This window comes from Janthinobacterium sp. GW821-FHT03C10 (genome assembly GCF_059420865.1).
The window spans coordinates 92,812-116,394 of record NZ_JBWKUN010000007.1; the positions used below are offsets into that span (position 1 = coordinate 92,812).

15 protein-coding genes are annotated in these 23,583 nt (G+C 63.6%); 8 read left to right on the forward strand and 7 right to left on the reverse strand.

Annotation, left to right across the window (positions count from 1 at the left end; all coding sequences use genetic code 11):
* Positions 1-2 precede the first annotated feature (2 nt).
* The 4 genes from AC07VH_RS22445 to AC07VH_RS22460 all read left to right on the forward strand — a co-directional run bounded on the left by AC07VH_RS22445 (position 3) and on the right by AC07VH_RS22460 (position 5,448).
* Positions 3-2,660 (forward strand): TonB-dependent receptor, encoded by a 2,658-nt coding sequence (locus AC07VH_RS22445; RefSeq protein ID WP_494789010.1) that lies wholly within the window; start codon positions 3-5, stop codon positions 2,658-2,660.
* A gap of 167 nt (positions 2,661-2,827) precedes the next feature.
* Positions 2,828-3,100 (forward strand): hypothetical protein, encoded by a 273-nt coding sequence (locus tag AC07VH_RS22450; protein ID WP_494789011.1) that lies wholly within the window; start codon positions 2,828-2,830, stop codon positions 3,098-3,100.
* Between the two features lie 44 nt (positions 3,101-3,144).
* Positions 3,145-4,041 carry a MurR/RpiR family transcriptional regulator gene (locus AC07VH_RS22455; RefSeq protein WP_494789012.1) on the forward strand — a complete coding sequence of 299 codons (897 nt, stop codon included), beginning with the start codon at positions 3,145-3,147 and terminating at the stop codon, positions 4,039-4,041.
* Between the two features lie 84 nt (positions 4,042-4,125).
* A complete protein-coding gene (locus AC07VH_RS22460) occupies positions 4,126-5,448 on the forward strand; it encodes an aspartate aminotransferase family protein (protein WP_494789013.1) in 1,323 nt (440 codons plus the stop codon).
* On the opposite strand, the gene AC07VH_RS22465 is transcribed toward AC07VH_RS22460, so the two are convergent.
* From AC07VH_RS22465 to tssF, 7 genes are all read right to left on the reverse strand, one after another.
* Positions 5,445-5,708 (reverse strand): PAAR domain-containing protein, encoded by a 264-nt coding sequence (locus tag AC07VH_RS22465; protein ID WP_494789014.1) that lies wholly within the window; start codon positions 5,706-5,708, stop codon positions 5,445-5,447. The two genes, AC07VH_RS22460 and AC07VH_RS22465, sit on opposite strands and share 4 nt — an antisense overlap.
* Before the next feature lie 28 nt (positions 5,709-5,736).
* Positions 5,737-7,035 carry a hypothetical protein gene (locus tag AC07VH_RS22470; RefSeq protein ID WP_494789015.1) on the reverse strand — a complete coding sequence of 433 codons (1,299 nt, stop codon included), beginning with the start codon at positions 7,033-7,035 and terminating at the stop codon, positions 5,737-5,739.
* Positions 7,032-7,754: a hypothetical protein gene (locus AC07VH_RS22475; RefSeq protein ID WP_494789016.1), complete on the reverse strand. Its 723-nt coding sequence runs from the start codon at positions 7,752-7,754 to the stop codon at positions 7,032-7,034. The genes AC07VH_RS22470 and AC07VH_RS22475 overlap by 4 nt, the downstream gene beginning before the upstream one ends.
* 688 nt (positions 7,755-8,442) lie before the next feature.
* The gene (locus AC07VH_RS22480) at positions 8,443-10,695 is read right to left on the reverse strand and encodes a T6SS effector phospholipase Tle3 domain-containing protein (protein ID WP_494789017.1); all 2,253 of its coding nucleotides are present in this window, start codon (positions 10,693-10,695) and stop codon (positions 8,443-8,445) included.
* A gap of 25 nt (positions 10,696-10,720) precedes the next feature.
* On the reverse strand, positions 10,721-13,465 hold the full coding sequence (locus AC07VH_RS22485) for a type VI secretion system Vgr family protein (RefSeq protein ID WP_494789018.1): 2,745 nt from the start codon (positions 13,463-13,465) through the stop codon (positions 10,721-10,723).
* A gap of 48 nt (positions 13,466-13,513) precedes the next feature.
* Positions 13,514-14,542, reverse strand: coding sequence for a type VI secretion system baseplate subunit TssG (tssG, locus tag AC07VH_RS22490; RefSeq protein ID WP_494789019.1), 1,029 nt, complete (start codon positions 14,540-14,542; stop codon positions 13,514-13,516).
* Positions 14,503-16,335 (reverse strand): type VI secretion system baseplate subunit TssF, encoded by a 1,833-nt coding sequence (gene tssF, locus AC07VH_RS22495; RefSeq protein ID WP_494789020.1) that lies wholly within the window; start codon positions 16,333-16,335, stop codon positions 14,503-14,505. Before tssF ends, tssG begins: the two co-directional genes overlap by 40 nt.
* Positions 16,336-16,626: 291 nt before the next feature.
* Here tssF and AC07VH_RS22500 point away from each other — a divergent pair, with 291 nt between their 5' ends.
* The 4 genes from AC07VH_RS22500 (at position 16,627) to AC07VH_RS22515 (ending at position 23,501) form a co-directional block, all read left to right on the forward strand.
* The gene (locus tag AC07VH_RS22500; RefSeq protein ID WP_494789021.1) at positions 16,627-18,846 is read left to right on the forward strand and encodes a protein kinase domain-containing protein; all 2,220 of its coding nucleotides are present in this window, start codon (positions 16,627-16,629) and stop codon (positions 18,844-18,846) included.
* Positions 18,843-19,400 carry a hypothetical protein gene (locus AC07VH_RS22505; RefSeq protein WP_475417972.1) on the forward strand — a complete coding sequence of 186 codons (558 nt, stop codon included), beginning with the start codon at positions 18,843-18,845 and terminating at the stop codon, positions 19,398-19,400. The genes AC07VH_RS22500 and AC07VH_RS22505 overlap by 4 nt, the downstream gene beginning before the upstream one ends.
* 403 nt (positions 19,401-19,803) lie before the next feature.
* On the forward strand, positions 19,804-22,479 hold the full coding sequence (mutS, locus tag AC07VH_RS22510; protein ID WP_494789022.1) for a DNA mismatch repair protein MutS: 2,676 nt from the start codon (positions 19,804-19,806) through the stop codon (positions 22,477-22,479).
* Positions 22,476-23,501, forward strand: a complete 1,026-nt coding sequence (locus AC07VH_RS22515) for a hypothetical protein (RefSeq protein WP_494789023.1) — start codon at positions 22,476-22,478, stop codon at positions 23,499-23,501. Before mutS ends, AC07VH_RS22515 begins: the two co-directional genes overlap by 4 nt.
* The last annotated feature ends 82 nt before the right edge of the window (positions 23,502-23,583 follow it).

A 23,583-nucleotide genomic window follows, 5' to 3' on the forward strand; every position in this document is an offset into this window, starting at 1 on the left:
AGATGATGCAATCGATGGCAACGGGCACCCGCACGTCCCGGCACAACACACGGCTGACCTTGAAGGCCACGGTGGCCGCGCTGGCCGGCGCAGGCCTGCTGAGCAGCGCTTCCGTCTGGGCGCAACAGGCGCCCGCCGCGGAAACACCAGTGGAAGAAATGGCACCAGCGGCAACGCCAGCCGACAGCGGCATCGCCGTCGTCGCCGTCACGGGCGTGCGCCGGGCAGCGCAAAGCGCGCAGACGATCAAGAAGAACAACGACCAGGTGGTCGATTCCATCGTCGCCGATGAAATCGGCAAATTCCCCGACAAGAACGTGGCCGAAATCCTCGGCCGCGTGACGGGCGTGCAGATCCGCCGCGAAGGCGGCGAGGCCGGCTCCGTCATCATCCGCGGCTTGCCCGGCGTGGTGACCCTGCTGAACGGCCGCGAGATGTTTACCTCGGTGGGCCGCAGCCTGTACCTGGCCGACATTCCGACGGCCATGCTGCAGCGCGTGGACGTATATAAGTCGCAGGGGGCCGACATGGTCGAAGGCGGCACGGCCGGCGTGGTCGACGTGCGCACCAACCGCCCCTTCGATTTCAAGGGCTTTACGGCATCGGGCAACGTGCGCGCCGAGCACCGCGACAAGTCCGGCTCGACGGACCCGAACGTCAGCGGTATGCTCTCGAACCGCTGGAAGACCCCATACGGCGAATTCGGCGCCCTGCTCGGCCTGTCCTACCAGCGCAGCAAATACTATGACGAGACGATCTGGAACGCCGAACCCGTCAAGCGCCCCGAAGCGGGCAACATCACGGGTCCCGATTCCGTCGGCATGATCCCGACCGTGGGCGACCGCAAGCGCTACGCGGCAAATGCCGCCTTCCAGTGGCGGCCGAACTCGCAGGTGGAAGTGTATGCGGAAGGCATGTCGACCCTGATCAAGCATGCGTTCGACAGCCAGTTCTTCGTCGGTTCGCTGCCCTGGGGCCAGAACCCGGACATCACGCTGATCCCCGGCACCAGCCAGGCGGCCACGGTGGGCAAGATCGACGGCCCGTGGTCGCCGTTCACCCTCGGTTCGACCCAGGCGCGGCGCGACCGCTCGATCGGTTCGCAAGGCGCCATCGGCGCGCGCTGGGACATCACGCCGCAGCTGCGCGCCACGACGGAACTGGCGCGCACGGTCAGCAACTTCGAACGCGAATTCCCCATCCTCGACTTCCTCGCCCATCCGACCAGCGTGATCGGCAGCACGAACGTCAACGGCGGCGCGCAGATCAGCTACCCCGGCTACAACATGACCGATCCGAAGAACTACACCCTGCTCGGTTTCTACGACAATCATAGCCACGACGAAGGCAGTTCGACCGACTGGCGCGGCGACGTCAGCTACGACATGGACAGCACGGGCTTCTTCCGCGAATTTTCGGGCGGCGTGCGCCTGGCCAAGCGCAAGGCTGAATCGATCCGCGAAAAAAATGGCCAGGGAGGCTTGTCTTCGACCATGTATGCGGACGCGATTCCCGGCCTGGCGTGCGCCTCGCACGACAACACGGGCAACTTCGGCCTGCAAAGCTGGCTCACGCCATGCCGCGACTTCATGCTCAACAACACAGCCGTGCTGCGCCAGCTGTTTACGGGCAGCAGCGAACGCAGCCCGGACGATCCGATGACCCATTACAAGGATGTGGAAAAAACCAACGCCGTGTACGGCAAGGCGCGCATCGGCTTTGACCTGGCGCAGGTACCGGTGGATGGCACCTTGGGCGTGCGCGTGGTGCAGACCAAGCAGGACTTGCAAGGCAATTCCTCGCAAAACGGCATCGTCACGCCCGTGCGCGTCAAGACGTCGGATACGGACGTGCTGCCCAGCCTGACCCTGAAAGCCATGCTGCGCCAGGACCTGATCGCCCGCCTGACCGCCGGCAAGGCCGTGCAGCGCCCGAACTTCGCCGACTTCAACCCCGGCGTGAGCCTGGGACAGAGCCTGGAGATGGTGCGCCCGACTGGCAGCGGCGGCAATCCCGACCTGAAACCCGTGGAAGGCAAGAACCTGGACCTGGCGCTGGAATGGTATTTCGCCCAGACGGGTTCCGTCACGGCCACCGCGTTCCGCCACAACTTCAAGAATTACATCCTGTCCGGTTCGGCCAAGGAAACGTACGGCGGCATCGAGTACGACATCACGCGCCCGCGCAACACCTCGAAGGGCCATCTGCAAGGCATGGAAATGGCCTACCAGCAGTTCTACGACAAGCTGCCCGGCTGGATGAGCGGCCTGGGCCTGCAGGCCAACGCCACCTACATGACGGGCGAGCTGGAAGAACTCAATGGCAGCGCGCACCCGTTCACGGGCATGTCGAAGTGGTCGGCCAATATCGTCGGCCTGTACGAACAGGGACCGTGGTCGGCGCGCCTGGCCTACAGCTGGCGCGACAAATATGTCGACGACTACAACTACCGCGGCAAGGGCATCCACCTGACCGTGGCGCCGACCAAGACCCTGGACGCGTCGGTCTCATACAAGCTCAACCCGCACACCACGGTGACGCTGGACGCGAACAACCTGCTCGACTCGACCTACCGCGACTACCACGACACGCCGGAGTATGTGCGCGATGTGCGGCGCTATGACAAGGTCGTCGGTTTATCGATACGCTGGAGCTACTAACTCATTCCCCCTTTCTTCCTTCGAGGGTTTTCAGCGCCAGCCGGCAACGGTTGGCGTTTTTTTGCCTTGTGGAATCTATCCGCCATAGGAATTGATCTGGCGCAAAGCGATGGCGCCGGGGCGCTTTTATGCTGGCAGCTTGACTAGCGAACCCGGCGGGGGACAGCATGCGCGATGCACGGCACGTCGATATACAGTTATTTCAACCCGACATCCCGGTACGGCTCGACATGCGCACGGCGGCGCTGGTCGAACATGCGCTGGCCTTGCAGGAAATGGCCGGCACGGGCGCCGCCGCCCTGTTTTTGCATTGCCACGACGTGCCGCTGCCCACCGCCTTGCGCGTGCTGACGACGGGACCGCGCCGCAAACCTGCCGGACCGCATCTGTTTGCCCGCCTGCGTCCGCGCACGGCCGCCCTGCCGCTACCGGTGCGCTGACGAATCCTGTACCATCGCCGCAACCTACTACATGAGGCACGGCGATGCAGGCAGCGACACCCCACGACACCTATGCGGCACTGATGGACCTGATCAAGGCGCGCCATGCGGAACTGAGCCCGCAATTCCAGGCCGGCGCCCGCTACCTGGCCGACCATCCGGACGAAGTGGCCGTGTCCTCGATGCGCAGCATCGCCACGCGGGCCCAGGTGCAGTCGGCCGCCCTCGTGCGCCTGGCGCAGCAGCTGGGCTTTGCCGGCTGGCCCGAACTGAAAGCCATCTTCGTCGAACGCCTGCGCGCGGGACCTGCCGGCTACGCGGCCAAGGCGGGCGCGCTGGCCGGCAAGGAGGGGACAGAGCGCGACCTGGTCACCGAAGTGTTCACTGTGCAGCAGCGCAACCTGGCCGCCACGGAAAGCGCCAACCACGCCGCCCTGGACGCGGCCGCCAGCCTGCTGCAGGCGGCGCCCCGCGTGCACGTGGCCGGCTTTCGCGCCGCCCACCCGATCGCCTACACCCTGCATTATCTGTACCGGCTGCTGCGCCCCAGCGTGCAGCTGTTGAGCGGTCAGGGCGGCACCCTGGAAATGGACTTGCGCGCCCTGCAGGCGGGCGAAGCCGTCGTCGTCGTCAGCTTCGCGCCGTATTCGAGCGAAGCACTGCTGGTGGCGCAGGCGGCGCGCCAGGCCGGCTGCCAGGTGGTCGCCATCAGCGACAGCGCCATGTCACCGCTGGCCCTGCAGGCCGACGCCAGCATCGTCATCGCCGTCGACAGCCCCTCGTTCTTCCCTTCCATCGTGGCCGGCGTCGCGGCCGTGGAAAGCCTGGTGGAATTGCTGGTGGCGCGCGCGGGACCGGATGCCGTCACGGCCATCGGCGCGGCGGAAAGCCAGCTGCGGGCGCTGGGCGCCTACGCAAAAACATCGAATGATGCAAATTAAAAACAAATACATCAATCGTTGCAATGCGGCGTAACGCCTCCTATAATCGGCCATTCCCCCCTTTGCCGATAAGAAAGCGATGCCATGAGCCATGTCTTCCACCGCAGCCTGACCGCCACCTACCCTATCGCCACAGGCGGCGATGGGCCTTACCTGATCGACGCGGACGGCAAGCGCTACCTGGACGCCTGCGGCGGCGCGGCCGTCTCTTGCCTCGGCCATTCGGATACGGCCGTGATTTCCGCCGTGCAGCGGCAGATTGCGACGATGGCGTATGCACACAGCTCGTTTTTCACCAGCGAGCCGATGGAGCAGCTGGCCGATTTCCTCGTCGCCAGGGCACCAGCCGGCATCGACAGCGTGTATTTCGTCTCCGGCGGCTCGGAAGCGATGGAAAGCGCGCTGAAGCTGGCGCGCCAGTATTTCGTCGAGCGGGGCCAGCCGCAGCGCCGCCACGTCATCGCCCGCCGCCAGAGCTATCACGGCAATACCCTGGGCGCGCTGGCCACGGGCGGCAACGCCTGGCGCCGCCAGCAGTTCGAGCCATTGCTGATTGGCGTGACCCATGTGTCGCCCTGCTATGCCTGGCGCGACCAGCAGGCGCATGAAACGGATGCCGCCTACGTGGCGCGCCTGGGCCAGGAGCTGGAAGACCATATCGCCGCACTGGGCGCGGAGAACGTCATGGCCTTCATCGCCGAACCCGTCGTCGGCGCCACGGCCGGTGCCCTGCCCGCAGTAAACGGCTATTTTGCGCGCATGCGCGCCATCTGCCAGCGCCACGGCATCCTCCTGATCCTCGACGAAGTCATGTGCGGCATGGGGCGCACGGGCAGCCTGTTCGCCTGCGAGCAGGAAGCCATCACGGCCGACCTGATCTGCATCGCCAAGGGCCTGGGCGCCGGCTACCAGCCCATCGGCGCCGTGATGGTGTCCAAGGACATCCGTGAGACCATCCGCGCCGGCACAGGCTTCTTCCAGCATGGCCACACGTATATCGGCCACGCCACGGCGTGCGCCGCCGCCCTGGCCGTGCAGCAACAGATCGAGGAGCGCGATTTATTGGCCAACGTGCGCGCCATGGGCGGCTTGCTGCAGGAGCGGCTGCGCCAGTGTTTCGGCGAGCACCCGCACGTGGGCGACATCCGCGGCCGCGGCCTGTTCCTGGGCCTGGAACTGGTGCAGGAGCGCGCCGGCAAGCAGCCGTTCGACCCGGCCCGCCGCTTGCACGCGCGCATCAAGGCGCAAGCCATGCAGAATGGACTGATGTGCTACCCCATGGGCGGCACCATCGACGGCCTGCACGGCGACCACATCCTGCTGGCGCCGCCCTACATCATCGACGCCAGCCACGTCGATGAGCTCGTCGACAAGCTGGGCGCAGCCATCGACACGAGCCTGGCCTAAGCGCGCCCGCTGTTGCCCACGGTAGACATCAGGCTGGCGCCGCAGTTGGTCTTGTGGCCATCAAAGGCCACGGGCACGCCGTCGATCAGCACCTGCGGATCGCCCTCGGCGATCACGCAGCGCACGTGGCCCTTGATCGGACACACGCAAGGGTCGCCCTTGCGCGCCACGGCCACGCCCAGCACCGTGCTGTTCGGTGCCGCGCCCACCACCTTGCCGCCATGGCTGGTGGGATCGTTCAAGCGGATCACGCCACGCATGCTCTTCTCCTTGAATAGGTAAAACGCTTCATTGCGAAAACCCCTGGTAATACTCGGGCGCATCGTGGCGCAAGCCCCACCAGGGCAGGTAGGCATGATTGCCGCCGCGCGCGCGGAACCAGGGCTTGCCGGGCTGGATCGGCCGTACGACGGCGGGCGGCGCCACCACCAGCGCCACGGGGGCAAGCAGGTCGCTGGTGCCGGCCACCAGCACGGGTTTGCCGAAATGGTGCGCGTAGGCGATGCCCAGCGCCACGTTCGTCAGCGCCGTACCGGCACCCGTCTCGCCCAGCACGGCCGTCAAGTTGAAGCTTTGCTTCAGCAGATCGAATTCCGGCAATTGCACGGTGAGCGTCTGCGCCAGCGCACCCAGCCGCGCGGACGAATCCGGGTGCGAATTGCCGGCATCGTGGATGAGATAGCCGATGTCAGTATCCGGCCTGTTCGCCTTCGCCGCCGCCTCCTCGATGGCCGCCGTCCACGCCTGCACCAGGCGCGGCGGTTCGCCCTTTTTGACTTCAAAATCCGCCGCCTGTTTCGTGCTTGGATACCCTAGCCACGCCAGCGGCGCCCGCTCCGTCTTGTAGTCGGGGCCAGCCAGCACCAGCAGCACCAGGTTCTCGTTGATCTGCCGGTCAAGGGGCCGGCTGGGCGCATCCCAGTTCATGGCCCAGACGGTTTCCTTGGGATGGCTTTGCAGGTAGTCGAGCGCGGCGGAAAGTGACGTAAAACCGGCGTTGGGGCCGCCCATGGTGACGCGGACGTCGGGTGGGGTGGAGCGGGTCCACAGGGTGGGAGAGTGGATGTTGCCGATGCTAAAAGTCCTTGCTACGCGCTGACGAACGAATTCCGTTGTCTCGACTGGATCAAGTTTCCCTTCTGGCAAAGCATATTCGATATGGATGCCGGCCAATTCACGCCAGCGCGACTTATTTTTAGTTGAATGGACATTGTAGAAATATTCTGGGTCGGAGTAGTACACGTCATGAATTAAATTGAAAGTCTTCGCTATGTATTTTTCATGGTAACCATCGAACGTTTCAGAACCATCATTTCCAACCGCGACAGAGGCAATACTTTGCAGCCGGGTATATTTCTCTGGTTTTTCCTTGACCATATCGTCGCCTGGATTCGGCTGCACCAGCCCCAAGGTCCACAGCAATTGCCATTGCGTGGGGTAATCCCGACGTTGCAAAGGATTCAGCCATTGCAATCCCACCACCTGCGCCATAAACGGACCGCTGCGTGGAACCGTTGCCTCCGGCAATGGCGGCGTCGCGCATGCGCCAAGCAAAAGCGACATGAGAACCGCGAGCAGCGCCCTCATTGCGAAAACCCCTGGTAATACTCGGGCGCATCGTGGCGCAAGCCCCACCAGGGCAGGTAGGCATGATTGCCGCCGCGCGCGCGGAACCAGGGCTTGCCGGGCTGGATCGGCCGTACGACGGCGGGCGGCGCCACCACCAGCGCCACGGGGGCCGACAGGTCGCTGGTACCGGCCACCAGCACGGGTTTACCGAAATGGTGCGCGTAGGCGATGCCCAGCGCCACGTTCGTCAACGCCGTACCCGCACCCGTCTCGCCCAGCACGGCGGTCAGATTGAAGCTTTGTTTGAGGAAATCGAATTCCGGCAATTGCACGGTGAGCGTCTGCGCCAGCGCGCCGAGCCGTGCCGACGAATCACGATGCGTATTACCGGCGTCGTGGATGACGTAACCGATCCCGGTCTCCGCTTGATTGGCCTTAGCCGCAGCCTCCTCAATGGCCGCCGTCCACGCCTGCACCAGGCGCGGCGGTTCGCCCTTTTTGACTTCAAAATCCGCCGCCTGTTTCGTGCTCGGATACCCGAGCCACGCCAGCGGCGCCCGCTCCGTCTTGTAGTCGGGACCGGCCAGCACCAGCAGCACGAGGTTCTCGTTGATCTGCCGGTCCAGGGGACGGCTGGGCGCATCCCAATTCATGGCCCAGACGGTTTCCTTGGGGTGGGTTTGCAGATAGTCGAGCGCGGCGGAAAGTGAAGTGAAACCGGCGTTGGGGCCGCCCATGGTGAGGCGAACGTCGGGTGGGGTGGAGCGGGTCCACAGGGTGGGAGAGTGGATGTTGCCGATGCTAAAAGTCCTTGCAACTCTTTTGCGCACAAATGCTATCGTTTCGACCGGATCGAGCTTACCTTCTGGCAGGGCATATTCGATATGAATACCAGCCAACTCTCGCCAGCGTGATTTGTCCTCGGCTGAATGAACGTTATAAAAATATTCCGAGTCGGAGTAATACACATCATGGTACAAGTTCATTAACTCATTAATGTATTTTTCATGGTATCCATCGAAAGTTTCAGAGCCTTCATTACCTATAGCAATGGAGGCAATACTCTGCAACTTAGAATATTTTTCAGGTTTTTCTTTTACCATATCATCGTTCGGATTAGGCCGTGCCAGGCCAAGGGTCCAAAGTAGCTGCCATTCAGTGGGATAGTCTCTACGATGCAAAGGATTTAACCATTGCAACCCGACTACCTGAGCCAGAAATGGTCTCTGCACTAAAGATCCATCAATAGGAACGACAGGAGTCACTATGTTTGCCGATGTACGTAAACGGGCGCAAGCTGACAAAACTAAAACAATCAAAAACGCACCGAGTATAGATAACAATATAGATCTAGCCATGACATGATCTCCAACAAGATAAATATTTACTTAATATTTAGGAATTTATATGAAATGTGATTTCTCTTTATAAAAATGCTCGTTCACCGGAATTAGGACGAGAATCAAGAGCAGGGTTCTCTCTCACGTCAACTATGGATACAGGAAGATTTCCTTCTCCACCAGTCTGCTGAGACCATTGAGTAATGGTAAAACCATGCAATTTCCCATCATTAAAATATTCTTCGAACAATTTAGCGGATTCAGTATTATTTAGTGCCCTCAACAACCGCCAATCCGCCGCCACCCTCAACTTGCGCAGCTGGTCCGGCTTGATGCGGCACACGCCCACCGCCACGTCATACGCAAGCGCCCGCTCTGAGTGCATGGGGTTGGTCAGGATGGTGGAATGGTCGGTGGCGTAGGCGCCGGCCTGACTGGACATCATTTCCCCTACCCGCGTGCTGCGCCATTGCAGGTACTCGGCGTCGGGCGTGGCGTTGGGCATTTCCTGCTGCACTTTTTGACCCTCGGGACTTTTCCCTTCCCGTATGGCTTGCGCGCGTATCACCGCGCGCTGCTCGAATCGCAGGCGCGCCTCGTCATCGGCCGTGCCCCTGGCGCTGTCCATGCGTTTGGCTTCGTTTTTCCCAGCCTGCCCCTGCAAGCCGCCGGGCGGAATCTCATGATCGGTAAGGTAATCGTCGCCGGGCGCGCGTTGCTTGCCGGCCTGGCGCGATTCGCCGGGCGGCTCGTAGCCTTCGTCGAATTCCTCGCTGGTCTGTCCAAAGCGCAAGGACTGCGGCTTAAAGGGCGGCAGCAGGTCGGGGGCGTTCAGTTCGATTTTCCAGTCTTTGTGGGGCGAGGCATTGCAGGGGCTGCGAGCCAGGCCCGTGGCCACGATGAACAGGGGCGCAAACCCGACAGTCAGGATGGTGGACAAGCGGCTCTCCTGGCTGGCCTCCACGCCCTGCTTGATGGAATACGACGCATATTTCTGCGCCGGAAACCAGAAGTCCTTGCCGCCCGGCGCGGGCTTGCGCCAGTGATCGGTCCAGTAGTGATAGCTGCCCTGCTTGCCCACCTCAAACCCCTGGGCAAACACGCGCTGCACGCAGACGCCTGCGGCCTCGGTGGCAGCGAGCTCGCCGCCGTCCTTGCTGTCCTTGGCCAGCGAACCCGACAGGCCGCGCCAGCCGATGCCCTCGATGGCGACGGACGACACCACCACGTCGTGCGGATTGCAATAGATGGTCACCCTGCCATACGATGATTTCTTGCCGCCCCGGGCGGCGCCGGCGATCCCGTATTGTTCACGATCTTGGGCGGCGGAAAAACCGTGCTCCAGGTTGGCCATGCAGCGGTCGATTTCCTCGTCCGTCTGCGCCTCGCCCAAGCTGGCGCGCTGGCCGATGATGGCAAAGAAGTTTTTCAAGGTGGCGATGCGCGCCTGCACCGTCACCCTTCCCGTGCTGCCGTCCGCCGCGCGCAGGTTGCCGGCCACCCAGTTCTCGGCGCTATTGCGTTTCGCCAGGCTGTACGGCGAATTGCAAATGACATAGTTGTCGGCCACGCAGGGAAAACTGTCCTTTACCTTGGGCAGGTTTGCGCCCAGAAAGGCGGCCGCCATCGCCACCATCGTGCCCTGGCTGTGGCACACAATGGTGACGGGCACGTCGGCCTGCTGCTGGCGGATGGCTTCGACCAGCCTGGCCAGGCGGTAGGCGGCCAGCACGAAATACGCTCGCGGCGGGCAGCTGTACACTTGCCGTTCCGGGAAAGGATTCATGTGCTGGATCTTGTTCCACAAGAATAAACCCTCGCTCAGCCCGTCCTTCCACAGGTCGGCCAGCGCGCTGCAGCCATTGGCAAAGGGCCCGCCACCCCAGTAATTGTCTTCGTTCAGGTAGATGCCCTTGCCGTATTGTTGCAGTTCCTCGCCGGAAGCCTTGTAGCCCCAGCGAAAACGGATCACGGGAGAAAAAGTGCCGGCATCGCGGATCAAGGTATCGGCCGACATCTCCGGATGGAGAAAGCCTTCGGCCGTGATTTCGGCGCCATAATTGACCGCCTTCAGTTCGCCGCCTTCCACGCCAAGGTGCTGCATATGATGGCAGGAACGCTTGAGGCGTTCGTTGAGGCCGTTGCACAGTCCCTCTTCGGCTGCCGCGTACCACTCGCCATCGGAATTGACGCCGTGCACGAAGATCACGATGCCGGGCAGCGGCAGTTGCTGCAGCGTGTCCCGGTCGCTGCTCTGGAAATTGGCGTTGCAGGAAAACTGACCGAGGATATCGATTTCGGGGTCGTCGCACAGCGGCGGGTGGGGATCGAACTGCATGGCGTGCTCTCCAGTGACGGGGGGTTCAGGAACGGCGGCGGAAGAAAAATCCCTTCAGCCGCTGCAGGTGGTCGGTCGCCACCTTCGGCCCGCGCCCGTCGGCACCGCTGACGCCCGTCACGGGACCGTCGCCTTCGCGCTCGATGTGCACTTCCACGCCTTCGACGGGCAAGCCGTCGGTGGGACGCAGCAAGCGCGGCACGCGGCCCAGCTCGCCTTCGCCGAAGGTGGGCAGTTCCGCCTTCATGCTGCCGGGACCGTTCCAGTGGTGGCCATCGGTCTTCACCGTCAGCGCGCCGGGTCCGCCCAGTTCCACCGCGCCGCCGGACAGTTTCAGGTAGGCGCCGCCCGCCGTCATGAAGGTGATTTCGTCCTGCGCCATGCCGACCAGGCGCGTGCCTGCCGTCAGGCGGATGTCCTTGGCGGCGTCCGCCTGCAATAAATCGTGCTGGCTTTGCAGCAAAAACTTGCCGAAATGGGCCACCTGCACGATGCCGTCCTGGTGCGCGAACAGGGAAATGCCCTTGCCCCCGTTGACGTTGCAGCGCTGGGCCGCGCTCAGTTGCAGATGCTGCTGGGCCACCAGGTCGATATTCGCGCCCGCGTTGCCGGCAATGGTCCGGGGCGTGCTCAGCGCCACACCCTCGGGCGCCGTGATGCTGACGGCGGGCTGGTCGGCGGCAATCGCCGCTCCCAGCGCCTTGCTGCCGGCTGCGTCCAGAGCCAGCGCCTGGTGCTGGGCGGCAAAATCGCCCAGGGAGGTCAACAATTCCAGGCACTCTTTCATCAGGGCGGCATGCTCGCTGCCGTCGAGCTGCTTGCCGCTGGCGCCCAGCTGTTTCCAGGCCGAGATCAGCAGCGAACGGGCCGTGCGCACGCTGCCGCTGGCGTCGCTGCGCAACTCGAAGCCATCGCCGCGCTGCCGCCCTGCGCCGTCGCTGCGCGGCTCCGTCAGGTAGCCGAGGTTCAATTGCGTGGCCGCCTGGTCGCTGGCCAGCTGCGCGCTGATCTGCGACGGCGTGTCGTCGAAGCACAGCTGGTTGCCGCGCCCGCCCCGCACTTCGCGGCTGCGCATGCCGGACAGATAACGGTTGCCCGGCAAGGCGCCGCGCGCGCTCAGGCCCGGCGGCACGCCCACGGCGTTGTACAGCTGGCCGACGATGATGGGCCGGTCCGGGTCGCCGCCGAGAAAGTCGATCAGCACTTCCGTGCCGATGCGCGGCAAGCTCAAGGTGCCGCATTGTTTGCCGCTGCCCGGGCCATTGCCGGTCCAGCTCGATGCCACGCGCACCCAGGCCGAATCGCGCTCCGTATCGGACGCGCCGGAGCCGTTGGCATGCGCGTGGTCCGGGGCGCGCGTGGCGCCAAAACGCACCTTGACGCGCCCCAGCGCATCGCAATGCACTTCTTCGCCGGCGGGCCCGACGACCAGCGCGCTTTGCAGGCGGACGACGGGGAAATCGCTGCGCGGGTCAAAAGCGGGCACGATGGCGATGCCGCGCCGCACGCAAGTAAAGCGGTTGCGGTAGCGCAAGGCCGGCTGGCCATCGGCGCCGGCTCCTTGTGCCGGGCCGGCATCGCACTGCCAGCCGCTCTGCGCAAACAGGCGCCCGACACGGGCATCCAGGCCTGTCGGCAAGTTATTGCTGGCCGCTACGCTCAAGGCCGTGATGACGAAACTGCGCTCGGCCGCCGGGTGGCTGTCGATGTCGGCATGCCCTTCCAGGCTGAACCATTGGCCCGCGCAAAAGTCGCGCACGCAGCCTTCTCCCTGGAAACACTTGCTGTCCAGATCGTGACGCGCCATCGCCAGCTGGCCCAGTTGCCGCAATTCGTCATTGCTGCCGGCGGCCAGCGGCGGCTCCACGATATAGTCGTCGAGACTGGCCGCCAGGCGATTGCCATGACCGCCCTGATCTACGCCGCCGTGCGACTGCGTGGCCATGAACTGCGGACTGTGCGGGTGACCATCGTCCCAGCTGTAACGTTCGGATTTTCCCGCTTGCAAGCGGCGCACGGCGCTCCAGGCCGTCACGGCATCCCTTTCCTCGGTGGCGTCATCGCGGTGATAGCGCACCGTGCCAGCCGCATTTTCCGCCAGGCGGCTGGCGTCGTCGAACAGCAGCAGGGCATGCACGGGCGTGGTGGCGGCATTGGGGCCGGACGGCGCTCCCGCCTGGAAGTACCAGGCGATGCCGCGGCGCCTGAGCAGGCGGCGGATAAAGGCGGCATCGGATTCATTGTGCTGCATCGTGAATTCGCGCACGGGCAGGCTGCGCGCCGCCAGCGCCGCATCGATGGACAGATCCAGGCTGGCGGCGAGCACGCTATTGCCCTGCCGCCATTCTTCAAACAGCAGCTGGACGATCTGCAATTCATGCTTGTTGCGAAACACGCGCGTGTTGACGCGCTTTTCCATCAGGGCCAGGCCGTCGCGCAGTAGCAGCTGATAAGTGGCCAGCCCGCCGTCGCTTTGCCCCGCGCACGCTTCGGCGACGATGCCGCAGACCCTGCGCAGCTGCCCCTGGTCCGTCACGATCTGCAATTCGGCCGGTACGGCGATGAACTGTTTCAGCGGCAACCGCGCTTCGGTGGCGACGCACAGGATGCGGTACTCGATCCCGCCGCAGATGGCCTCGCTGCCGCTGATGCGCTGCGGCAGCAAGACATCCTCATTGCTGCCGTCCGGGTAGGCGAGGCGCAGCCGCAGGGCCCGGTTGCCGGCGGTCAAGGCCTTGTCCACGGCCATCCATTGCGCGAAGTCTTCCATGGTTTTCTTCCTTCCAGCGGTCATCGGGACACAATATGTATGGCGGTCTCAGGCGGAACCATCGAAGCGTATGTCGTAATGCATGTCGTCGCGGTCACGGGCCGGCAGCTTGCCGGCCAAAAAAGCATCCTGCGCCAGGCAGGTGCCCGTGCCCAGCACGCAGGTGCGCACGTCTTCCCGCCGCAGCACCAGGCGTATTTCAAAGCTCATGCCGGGCAAGCCGAACAGCGCCAGCATCTGGCGCAGGGCCAGCGCGCCCGGCCGGCCGGGCAAGAAATCCTCGTAGACACGGCGCTCCAACGGTCCCAGCACCAGGCGCACGCGCAAGTCGGCGCGCCGGCAGCGCTCGCCCAGCATGGCGCCGTGCCCCAGCCGGGCGTGCGCGGTGGCCAGCAGGGTGCGCTCCTGCGGCGCGCGCCGGAACCAGGCACCCACAAAACGCTGCATGCGCACGGGCACGCCGAAATACTCGGCCAGCACCGCCTGCATCACGTCGGCCGCCACGGGCCGATGCCGCAGCAAGGCCGCGTAATGGGCCAGCACATGCGCAGGCAAGCCATCCTCCTGCCGTGCCACCTCGGCAGGCCAGGCACCGGCCAGGGCCAGTTGCAGGGGCAGGAAATCGCCGCCGTCGGCGTCCATCTGGCATTCGATGCGGTAACGTGCCCAGGCCTGGTAAAACAGGGCCAGCGCGCGCTGCGACAGCGTATCGAGCCAGTCACGGGGACCGCCATCGCCCGTTTGCCGTTCGTGGCGCGCGAGCGTTTCCGTGTAATGCAGCGGCAAGCTGCCATGCACGCCCAGAAAACCCAGCATTGCCGCTCGCACATGCACCTGCATATCGCCGTCCGCCTGCGGCTCCAGCCACAGCTGTTCGATTTCTCCCGGCGCAAACGACAGCGATGCGCTGCCATGCAGGCGCAGACAATCATCAAACACCTGCTCCTGCGAGATGCCCTGCTGCATCAGCCAGGCAGACAGCAGCCGCACCGCCTGAAAGAAAGCGGTGCCGGACGGGTCGGCCAGCAGGCGCGCGACTACACCAGCGCCTGGTTTCCATTGCGGGGCAGGCAGCACAGCAACTCCTTTCCAGTCTTCTGCGACAAGACGATCAGGCGGGTAAACGAGCCCAGGTGCACATACAGCCCGAGAAAGCGTTCGATCACCTGGGCAAATGCATGCAAGCCGCTGCCGACAAAGGCTTCCTCATCGACGGATAGCAGGACGTCGATGCCGAACACCAGACTGCCGCCCGCCTCATCCTGCAGCCAGGTACTGGCGGCGCGCTGGCACAGTCCCGTCATGCCCGCGATCTGGCGCGCGGCGCTGGCCGAACCGGACAAGTTGTACAGCTCGAGTATTTGCTTGAAGAGCGGCAAGCCTTGTTCACTGAGCGACTGATGATTCAGCGACAGTTGCGCGATCAGCCGCCAGTGCGACGCCACTCCCGCAGGGAAGCGGCAGGCAGCGCTGGGCTTGCGCAGCAGGCGCACCGGCAAGGCGCTGGCCACGCCGTCATGGCGCAAATCGCCCGCGGCATTGCCGAACACCAGGCGGCTCGGCAAATCGCGGTTGCTGCAGGTGAGCATGATGGACACCGTTTGCGTGGCGTCGTGCAGCGGCTGCATGGCGCCGTCGACAAAGGCGATGCGCATGTCATAGCCGGGATTGCTCAGCGCCATGTCTTCGTCGCGCCGCGTCACCCAGTAGCGCCCCTGGCGCCCGCCCGCCTCGCCGTGGCGCATCGAATAGAACGGGTGGAACGTGTCCAGCGCGGCGCCCTGCGCCGTTTCACCGAGCACCTGCACACTGTCGACGCTGTGGATATCGTAGCAATGCGCCTGTCTGACCGATGGCAGCAGCACATGGTCGGCGCTCGTGTGCGTCAGGCGGATGGGATTGGCCGCCTGGCGGAACAGGTTGACGACGGGCGTGCATCCCGTCACCAGATGCCTTGCCGACAGGGGCCGCAGGATGCGCGCGATATCCGCATCGGCCGGCACATCGGCCAGCAGCAGATGCACGGTGCAACGCCGGCACACCGGAGGCAACAGCGGGCGCAGCGCGGCCATGTCCAGGTCGACGAAATTGAATTTATCCGGAAAGGCAAACCATTCGCCCAGCAGGCGGTAAGCGGGATGCGAGGCGGCTCGGGCCGGTATCAAGGCGTCTGCGGCGGAAAAACCGACCGGATGCAAGGGCACCGCGTCCAGCGCATGCCAGGCGCCATCGACTTCCACACAGGCGCGCCGGGTGCGGAGGAACAGGCTGTCGCGCAAGGTGGCGCAAAACGCAGGCTCGCCGTCGAGGAACAGACGCAGCATAGCCAGCGGCAGCCCGTCCAGCATGGCTGTGGCCCCCGTCGCTTCGAGCGTGATGCTGATCGCCGCCCCCAAATCCGGCGTCAGGCGCAATGCGGGCGGCGCCGCCACGATGGATTGAAAGCGCACGTCGGACAGGCGCAGCGGCGCCACGGCGACATCGTAGACAGTGGTGAACTTGCAGGTGACGCCCTGATGCTCGGCAGCATGCATGACCGTGCCGCGCGGAATCATGGCCGGCTCGGTCAACGTCGCAAGGTCGTTATCGATGCGCGCAATGGCGCAGGCAGGAAACGGGCGCAAATAATGGGGAAAGTTCACTTCCAACAAGGTTTCGCTGAAGGTGCCGAAACCATCGGCCAGCCGTTTGGCCGTACGTGCGTTGAACATGGCAAACGCCTGCAGCATGCGCGCCAGGTGCGGGTCGCCCATGTCGCCGCCCTGGATGCCCAGCGCCCCCGCGATGGCCGGATAGCGCCGGGCAAACGCCTGGTTGTGCGCATGCAAGGTGCCCAGTTCGCGCTCGTAAAATTGCAACAACTCATCCATGCCCGCTCCCAACGCCTGACCCGCACATGTAGGTACAGCCCCATCAGCATTATTGAGGAAGCGGGGAAAGGGAAAATTGAGTTTGAACAAGATTGCAAGCATGAATCGGCAAGCAATGCCTCGCCCACGGCAGCGGCTTTTATTCACTCCTTGTCAATACTAATTGACTTATTCGAAACAATCGTTTTAAATCAGGAAGTTACTCAAAATCAATCATTTTGCGCACACAGCCATCGCAGTTCCCTCTCCGATGCCTGCTGCGCACCTTGATGCACTCCGAAGCCAAGGTATATGGAACTGCTCGACTCCCTGCGTCAGACCCCGTCGCAAGACGACACGATCAGCGGGCACTACGAAGTGCGCCGCTTGCTGGGCGAGGGCGGTTTCGGCCATGTCTTCGAAGCCTGGGATGCCAAGCTGTGCCGCAGCGTGGCGCTGAAACGCCTGAAACCGCAAGCCGACGTGCTGCATCCCGAAAAACTCATCAATGAAGCGCGCCTGGCCGCCTCGCTCAAGCATGCGGCCTTCGTGCGCATCTTCGCCATCGAGGGCCAGGGCACGGGCCAGTCCATCGTCATGGAACTGGTCGAAGGCCAGACCCTGGGCCAGTTCATGCACAACGGCAAGGCTGACCTGCGGTCGGCGCTCGACATCGCCTACCAGATCGCCGACGCGATGGACGAGGCGCACGCCATGGACTTGGTCCACGGCGACCTGAAACCGTCAAACCTGATGCTGGAAGCAAACGGCAAGGTGCGCATCCTCGACTTCGGCCTGGCCCGCCACATCGACCCGCAAGCGACGCAAACGACCACCCTGTGCGACTTGCAGGGCACCATCGCCTACATGGCGCCCGAGCGCCTGATGGGCCGCCTGCCCGACACGCGCGGCGACGTGTATGCCTTGGGCGCCATGCTGTACGAAATGCTGGCCGGCCAGCGCCACTTCGCCCACCTGAACGGCCTGGCCCTGGCCGCCGCCCACATGCAGGCGACGCAGCCGTGGCCCGACCTGCCGGATACGGTGCCGCCCGCCATCAACGCCGTCGTGCGCGCGATGACGGCGCACGACCCGGCCGAACGACCGCGCACCATGCGCGACGTGCGCGACGTCATACTGGCGTGGCAAAGCGGACCGGTAACACAGGCAGCCCCGGTAGCCGATGCGCCAACGGTCAAACCACCGGCCTCGATTGCCATCCGCCTACAACTGCCGCTCAAGCGCAGCCTGCTGGCGGCTGGCGCCATCCTCGTATTGGGCCTTACTGCATGGCAAGGCCCCGAGCTGATGATGTCCTGGCGTGACCACCATGACACCTTGCTGTACTCCGAAGTGGGCTCCATGAAGGCTGGCATGGACGCCATGCGCACGTTTGATCAGGACAATAGCCAGAAACAGGCGGTCACGCATTTCTCAACTGTATTACAGCACAACCCCAATAATGCCGCGGCCGCAGCAGGGCTGTCTATCGCATCGAGCCTGCGCTATATAGGAGAGGGCCGCGACGATACCTGGCTACATCGGGCCGAAGTCAATGCCAGGCAGGCTCTGGAAGCAGACAATCAACTGGCACTCGCGCATGTCGCGCAAGCATGGGTATATGAAATACAGGGCAAGACCGACGAAGCGCTGCATGCGACGACGAACGCCCTGAATCTCGAACCGAACAGTTTTCTCGGCTTGTATTGCAAGGCACGCGTACTGATCGCCAGCAATAAATTCGATCTGGCCCAGTCCATACTGGACCAGGCCATGACGGCCTATCCCGGCGAGCATGTGTTTGTCACATTGCTTAGCGTCATGCACTATAGGCAGGGAGACTACCCCCGTGCCGAACAAGGCTTCCGGAGAAGTATTTCCATGTCGCCCCACTCCCCCAGCACCTATGCCTTCCTCAACGCCACGCTGTTAAGACTGAATCGCGATGTGGAAGCGCTACAGGTCTTGCAACAAGGCCTACAGATCGCTCCATACTGGGAGCTTTACACCAACCTAGGAACAACGCTGTTTGCCAAGGGCGACTACCTGGGTGCCGTGCAGGCGTTTGAAAATGCCGTATCCGAAACCAAGGGCAGTCCCGGCATCTACTTGCTGTGGGCCAATCTGGCCGATGCACAGCGCTGGGTTCCCGCGCAAATGCAAGCGTCCAAACAATCCTATGCGCGCGCCATCGCCCTGCTACGGCCCATCGTCGAGCGCAAACCCAACGATGTCACCGTTATTTCACGCCTGGCGCTTTACCAGGCCTACACGGAAGAAAAGCAAGCCGCGCTCCTGGGCGTGCGGCACGCACTTAGCCTCGCCCCAAAAATGGCTGACGTACAGTTTCGCGCCGCCCTGACGTATGAACTTACGGATATGCGCGGAGAAGCGCTGGCTGCGCTGCAACAAGCCAGCACGCTTGGCTATCCCCTCAATCTGATCGAGTCAGCCCCCGATCTGTTGAACCTGCGACGAGATGCTCGCTACCAGCAGTTTATTATTAACCTGAAAAGAGATCGTAAAACATGACGCCTGTAAGCCCTTGGATGAAGTTATCCGTGCATTTTGATGCAGATCAGATTACCAACCAGCTCGACTACAGCTTCACCTCGTGCGACGGCACGGCCGATCCACGCCATGGCCCCTATATGGGCGGGGTACACTTCCAGAAGGGACAACATGTCTATCTCGACGTGACTTGCTGCGGCTCCAAGGACAGCGGCTTCAGCTCGTTCCAGATCATCGATTGCTGCATCATCAGCGTGCCGCAACTGACGCAGATCGGTCCGAAAGTCCCGACCATCTATTCACCTCCATCGCCCTTCTTGCAAGCCGTAGGGGCCACTTATAGCTTGCCACTGGACTTCGAAATCCAGCAACTTCTGGGCGATACCGTACCGCCAACGCTGCACCATATCCGCCAGGAATGGAAACATACGCTGGACGTGGGCTATGCAAGCGGCCGCTGGGAATTGTCTTTCGTCATCACCGTACGCATCATGCGCGGCGAAGACACGCCGCCAGAATTGCGCGTATTTTCCTTTGACCCGGAAAGCTCAGTCGGCGGGAATGTCCTGATGTAATCCCACGCACCTGGTCCCGCCCATCAGCATAGCGTGCGGGATCAGGTGCGGCAAGCGGCACGGACACCGGCCAGCCATGCGCGTACACCCTGCAATCCGCGCGCGACAGGGCCGATGTCCGCGACTATCGGATAGGGAAATCCTGCCGGCACCTCAGCGGCGCCACGCGCCCGCCGTCAAGCGTACTGCTTTGACAAAAATTCATCTCACCCCTCACAAGTCGTCGCAGCCCTCGCCACCCGGTGATGGTAAAGTGTGGCCTGCTGCGAAAAATTTGATCACGCGTATATTTAATGAGCATCCCCGCCGTGCAAGGCGAGGGACGACAACGATGCGCGCAGGCTCCGCCAAGCACACGAACACGATACAGAACAACGCTTAAAATCAAAGACTTACAATGAATATGCAGTCAAATACCGAACTGACAAACATCGCCAAGAGCAAACTTACGCCGATGATGCAGCAATATATCGCCATCAAGGAAAACCACCCGACGATGCTGGTCTTCTATCGCATGGGCGATTTCTATGAGCTGTTTTTCGAGGATGCGGAAAAAGCCTCACGCCTGCTGGGCATTACCCTGACGGCGCGCGGCGTGGCCAGCGGCAACCCCATCAAGATGTGCGGCGTGCCGTTTCATTCGCTCGATGGCTACCTGGCCAAGCTGGTCAAGCTGGGCGAGTCGGTGGCCATTTGCGAGCAGATCGGCGACCCGGCCACCAGCAAGGGGCCGGTCGAGCGCAAGGTCATGCGCGTCGTCACGCCGGGCACCCTGACGGATGCGGACTTGCTGCCAGAAAAGGCCGAGCGCCCGCTGCTGGCCATGTGCAGCATCACGCAGCGCAAGACGGTGACCACGGGCCTGGCCTGGCTGTCGCTGGCCAGCGGCGCCTTGAAACTGATGGAGTTTTCCGGCGACAGCGCCACCGTGGCGGCGCGCCTGCAGCAGGAACTGGAACGCATCGTGCCGGCGGAAATTCTCAGCGGCGACAACGGCAACCTGTTCGACGACTACGCGGGCACCCACATCAACCGCGTGCCGGACTGGCATTTCGACGTGGTGGGCGGCCACAAGGCCTTGCTCGACCAGTTGGGCGTGGCGACCTTGACGGGCTTTGGCGCCGATGGCCTCGGCGCCGCATTCGGCGCGGCCGGCGCGCTGTTGCGCTATGCGCAATCGACGCAGGGACGGGGCTTGCAGCACGTGCGCTCGCTGACGACGGAAACGGAAAGCGAATTCATCGGCCTGGACGCGGCCACGCGGCGCAACCTGGAGCTGACGGAAACCATCCGCGGCCAGGAATCGCCGACGCTGTTTTCCCTGCTGGACCATTGCCGCACAGCCATGGGCTCGCGCATGCTGCGCCACTGGCTGCACCATGCGCGGCGCGACCAGAACGTGGCCCGCGCGCGCCATGAAGCCATCGCCGCGCTGGCGCAAAGCGAAGCGGCCGCTCCGCTCGCCGCCACCCTGGCGCAAGTGCCCGATATCGAACGCATCACCACGCGCATCGCGCTGCTGTCGGCGCGTCCGCGCGACCTGGCCGCCCTGCGCGACGGCTTGCTGCAACTGCCGGCCCTGCGCGGCGACGTGGTCCGTTGCTACAGTCCTGGCCAGGGCGGCGAAAGCGGTCTGCTGGCTGCCATCCACGCGGCGCTGGCGACACCGACGGCCTGCCTGGATTTGCTGGTGCGCGCCGTGGCGCAGGAACCGGCCGCCATGGTGCGCGACGGCGGCGTGTTTGCCACCGGCTTCGACGCGGAACTCGATGAACTGCGCGCCCTGTCGGAAAACGCGGGCCAGTTCCTGCTCGACCTGGAAACGCGCGAACGGGCGCGCACGGGCATCGCCAACCTGCGCGTCGAATACAACAAGGTGCACGGCTTCTATATTGAAGTCACGCACGGCCAGACGGACAAGGTACCGGACGACTACCGCCGCCGCCAGACCCTGAAAAACGCCGAGCGCTACATCACGCCGGAACTCAAAGTGTTCGAAGACAAGGCCCTGTCGGCACAGGACAAGGCCCTGGTGCGCGAAAAACTGCTGTACGACCTGCTGCTGGCCGAGCTGGCGCCGCACATCGGCACCTTGCAGACCATTTCTCAGGGCCTGGCCCAGCTCGACACCCTGAATGCGCTGACGGAACATGCGCAGCAGCACAACTGGGCCGCGCCGCAACTGGTCGACGAGCCGTGCATCAACATCGTCGAAGGCCGCCACCCCGTGGTGGAAAAGCAGATCGAACGCTTCATCGCCAACGATTGCCGCCTCGTCAACGAACGCCGCCTGCTGCTGATTACCGGTCCGAACATGGGCGGTAAATCGACCTTCATGCGCCAGGTGGCATTGATCACCCTGCTGGCCTACGTGGGCAGCTACGTGCCGGCCGCGTCCGCCACCATCGGCCCCATCGACCGCATCTTCACGCGCATCGGCGCCACCGACGACCTGGCCGGCGGCCGCTCGACCTTCATGGTCGAAATGACGGAATCGGCAGCGATTTTGAACGGCGCCACCGAGCATTCGCTGGTGCTGATGGATGAAGTGGGCCGCGGCACCTCGACCTTCGACGGCCTCGCCCTGGCCTGGGCCATCGCGCGCCACCTGATCGATACCAGCCGCAGTTTCACCCTGTTCGCCACGCACTACTTTGAGCTGACGCAACTGCCGGACAGCCACCCGAGCGCCGCCAACGTGCATCTGTCCGCCGTCGAACACAAGGACAGCATCGTCTTCCTGCACGCCGTGCAAGCCGGTCCCGCCTCGCAAAGCTACGGCTTGCAGGTGGCCCAGCTGGCCGGCGTGCCGCAGCCCGTGATCAAGGCCGCGCGCAAGCACCTGGCGCGCCTGGAAGCGCAGGCGCTCGACGCCACGCCGCAGCGCGACCTGTTCGCGCTGCCTTCCGCCGATCCGTATGCGCAAGAGGAAGAAGAGGCAGCGGCGGCGCCGCTGGCCGCGCTCAATGAAGCGCAGCAAGCCCTGCTCGACGCCATCGCCGACCTCGATCCCGATGCGCTCACGCCACGCGATGCGCTGGAACAGCTGTATCAGTTGAAACGGCTGGCCGCCGCATGACCACGATCCGCCTGCTGGCCGCCGGCTTGCTGGCCGTCAGCCTGCCATGGCAAGCGGCGCTGGCGGCCCAGGGCGACCAGGCAGGCTTCGAGTTTGCCGTGCTGGGCCATTCCTTCAACGCGGGGCCGGACGATGGCCCCCTGAAGAAAGCCATCGCCGACACCAGCGCCTTCAATGCCTCCTTTGTGGTAGCCACCGGCATCAAGGCCGCCAGCGAATCGTGCAGCGACAAGCTGTACAGCCAGCGCAAGGACTTGCTCGACGCCAGCGGGCCGCCGCTGATCGTCTCGCTGTCGGCCAGCGACTGGGCCAACTGCCGCAATTCGCGCGGCCGCATCAACGCCATCGAGCGCTTGAACCGCCTGCGCGACGTGTATTTCGCCGACGACCAGAGCCTGGGCCAGCGCAAGCTGCCCCTGTCGCGGCTCTCATCGACGGCGAAATTCCGCAGCTATGCGGAAAACGCCCACTGGGAATACGGCGGCGTGCTGTTTGCCACCATCAACCTGCCCGCGAATAACAACCATTTCCTGCCAGAAGCGGGACGCAACAGCGAATTCGAAGACCGCCTGGTGGCCAACCGTTCCTGGCTGCAGCGCCTGTTCGCCATGGCGCAGCGCAAGCAGTTGGACGGCATCGTGCTGTTCTCGGACGGCGACGTGGGCGCGCTGGACGAAGACGATAATTCGCTGCTGCCCAGCTTCAGTTCGAAACAGGACGGCTTTGCGGGACCACGCAAGCAGATCCGCACCCTGGCGAAGAAGTTCAGCGGCAAGGTCTTGCTGGTCGATACGCGGCGCGATGGCGACGCGGACGGCAAGGAGGGAAAAAATAAAAAGGCCGCAGCCAGGACGGGCGCGCCGACAATCCGCTGGAAAGGCAACCTGGGCCACGTCAGCATCGACAACGACTGGTCCGCCATCGCCGTACGGCCCGGCAAGACGCCATTCTTTGAGGTGCGTCAACGTGCCACCCGCCCATCGGCGCAAGCGAGGGCCAAGGCGTCGACTGTGCGCCGATAAAAAATAAGGCCGACGAAGTCGGCCTTTATTCATTCAATCCACCAGCGTCACGACGCCTGACAAAACCGTCGCGAGCAGCTGC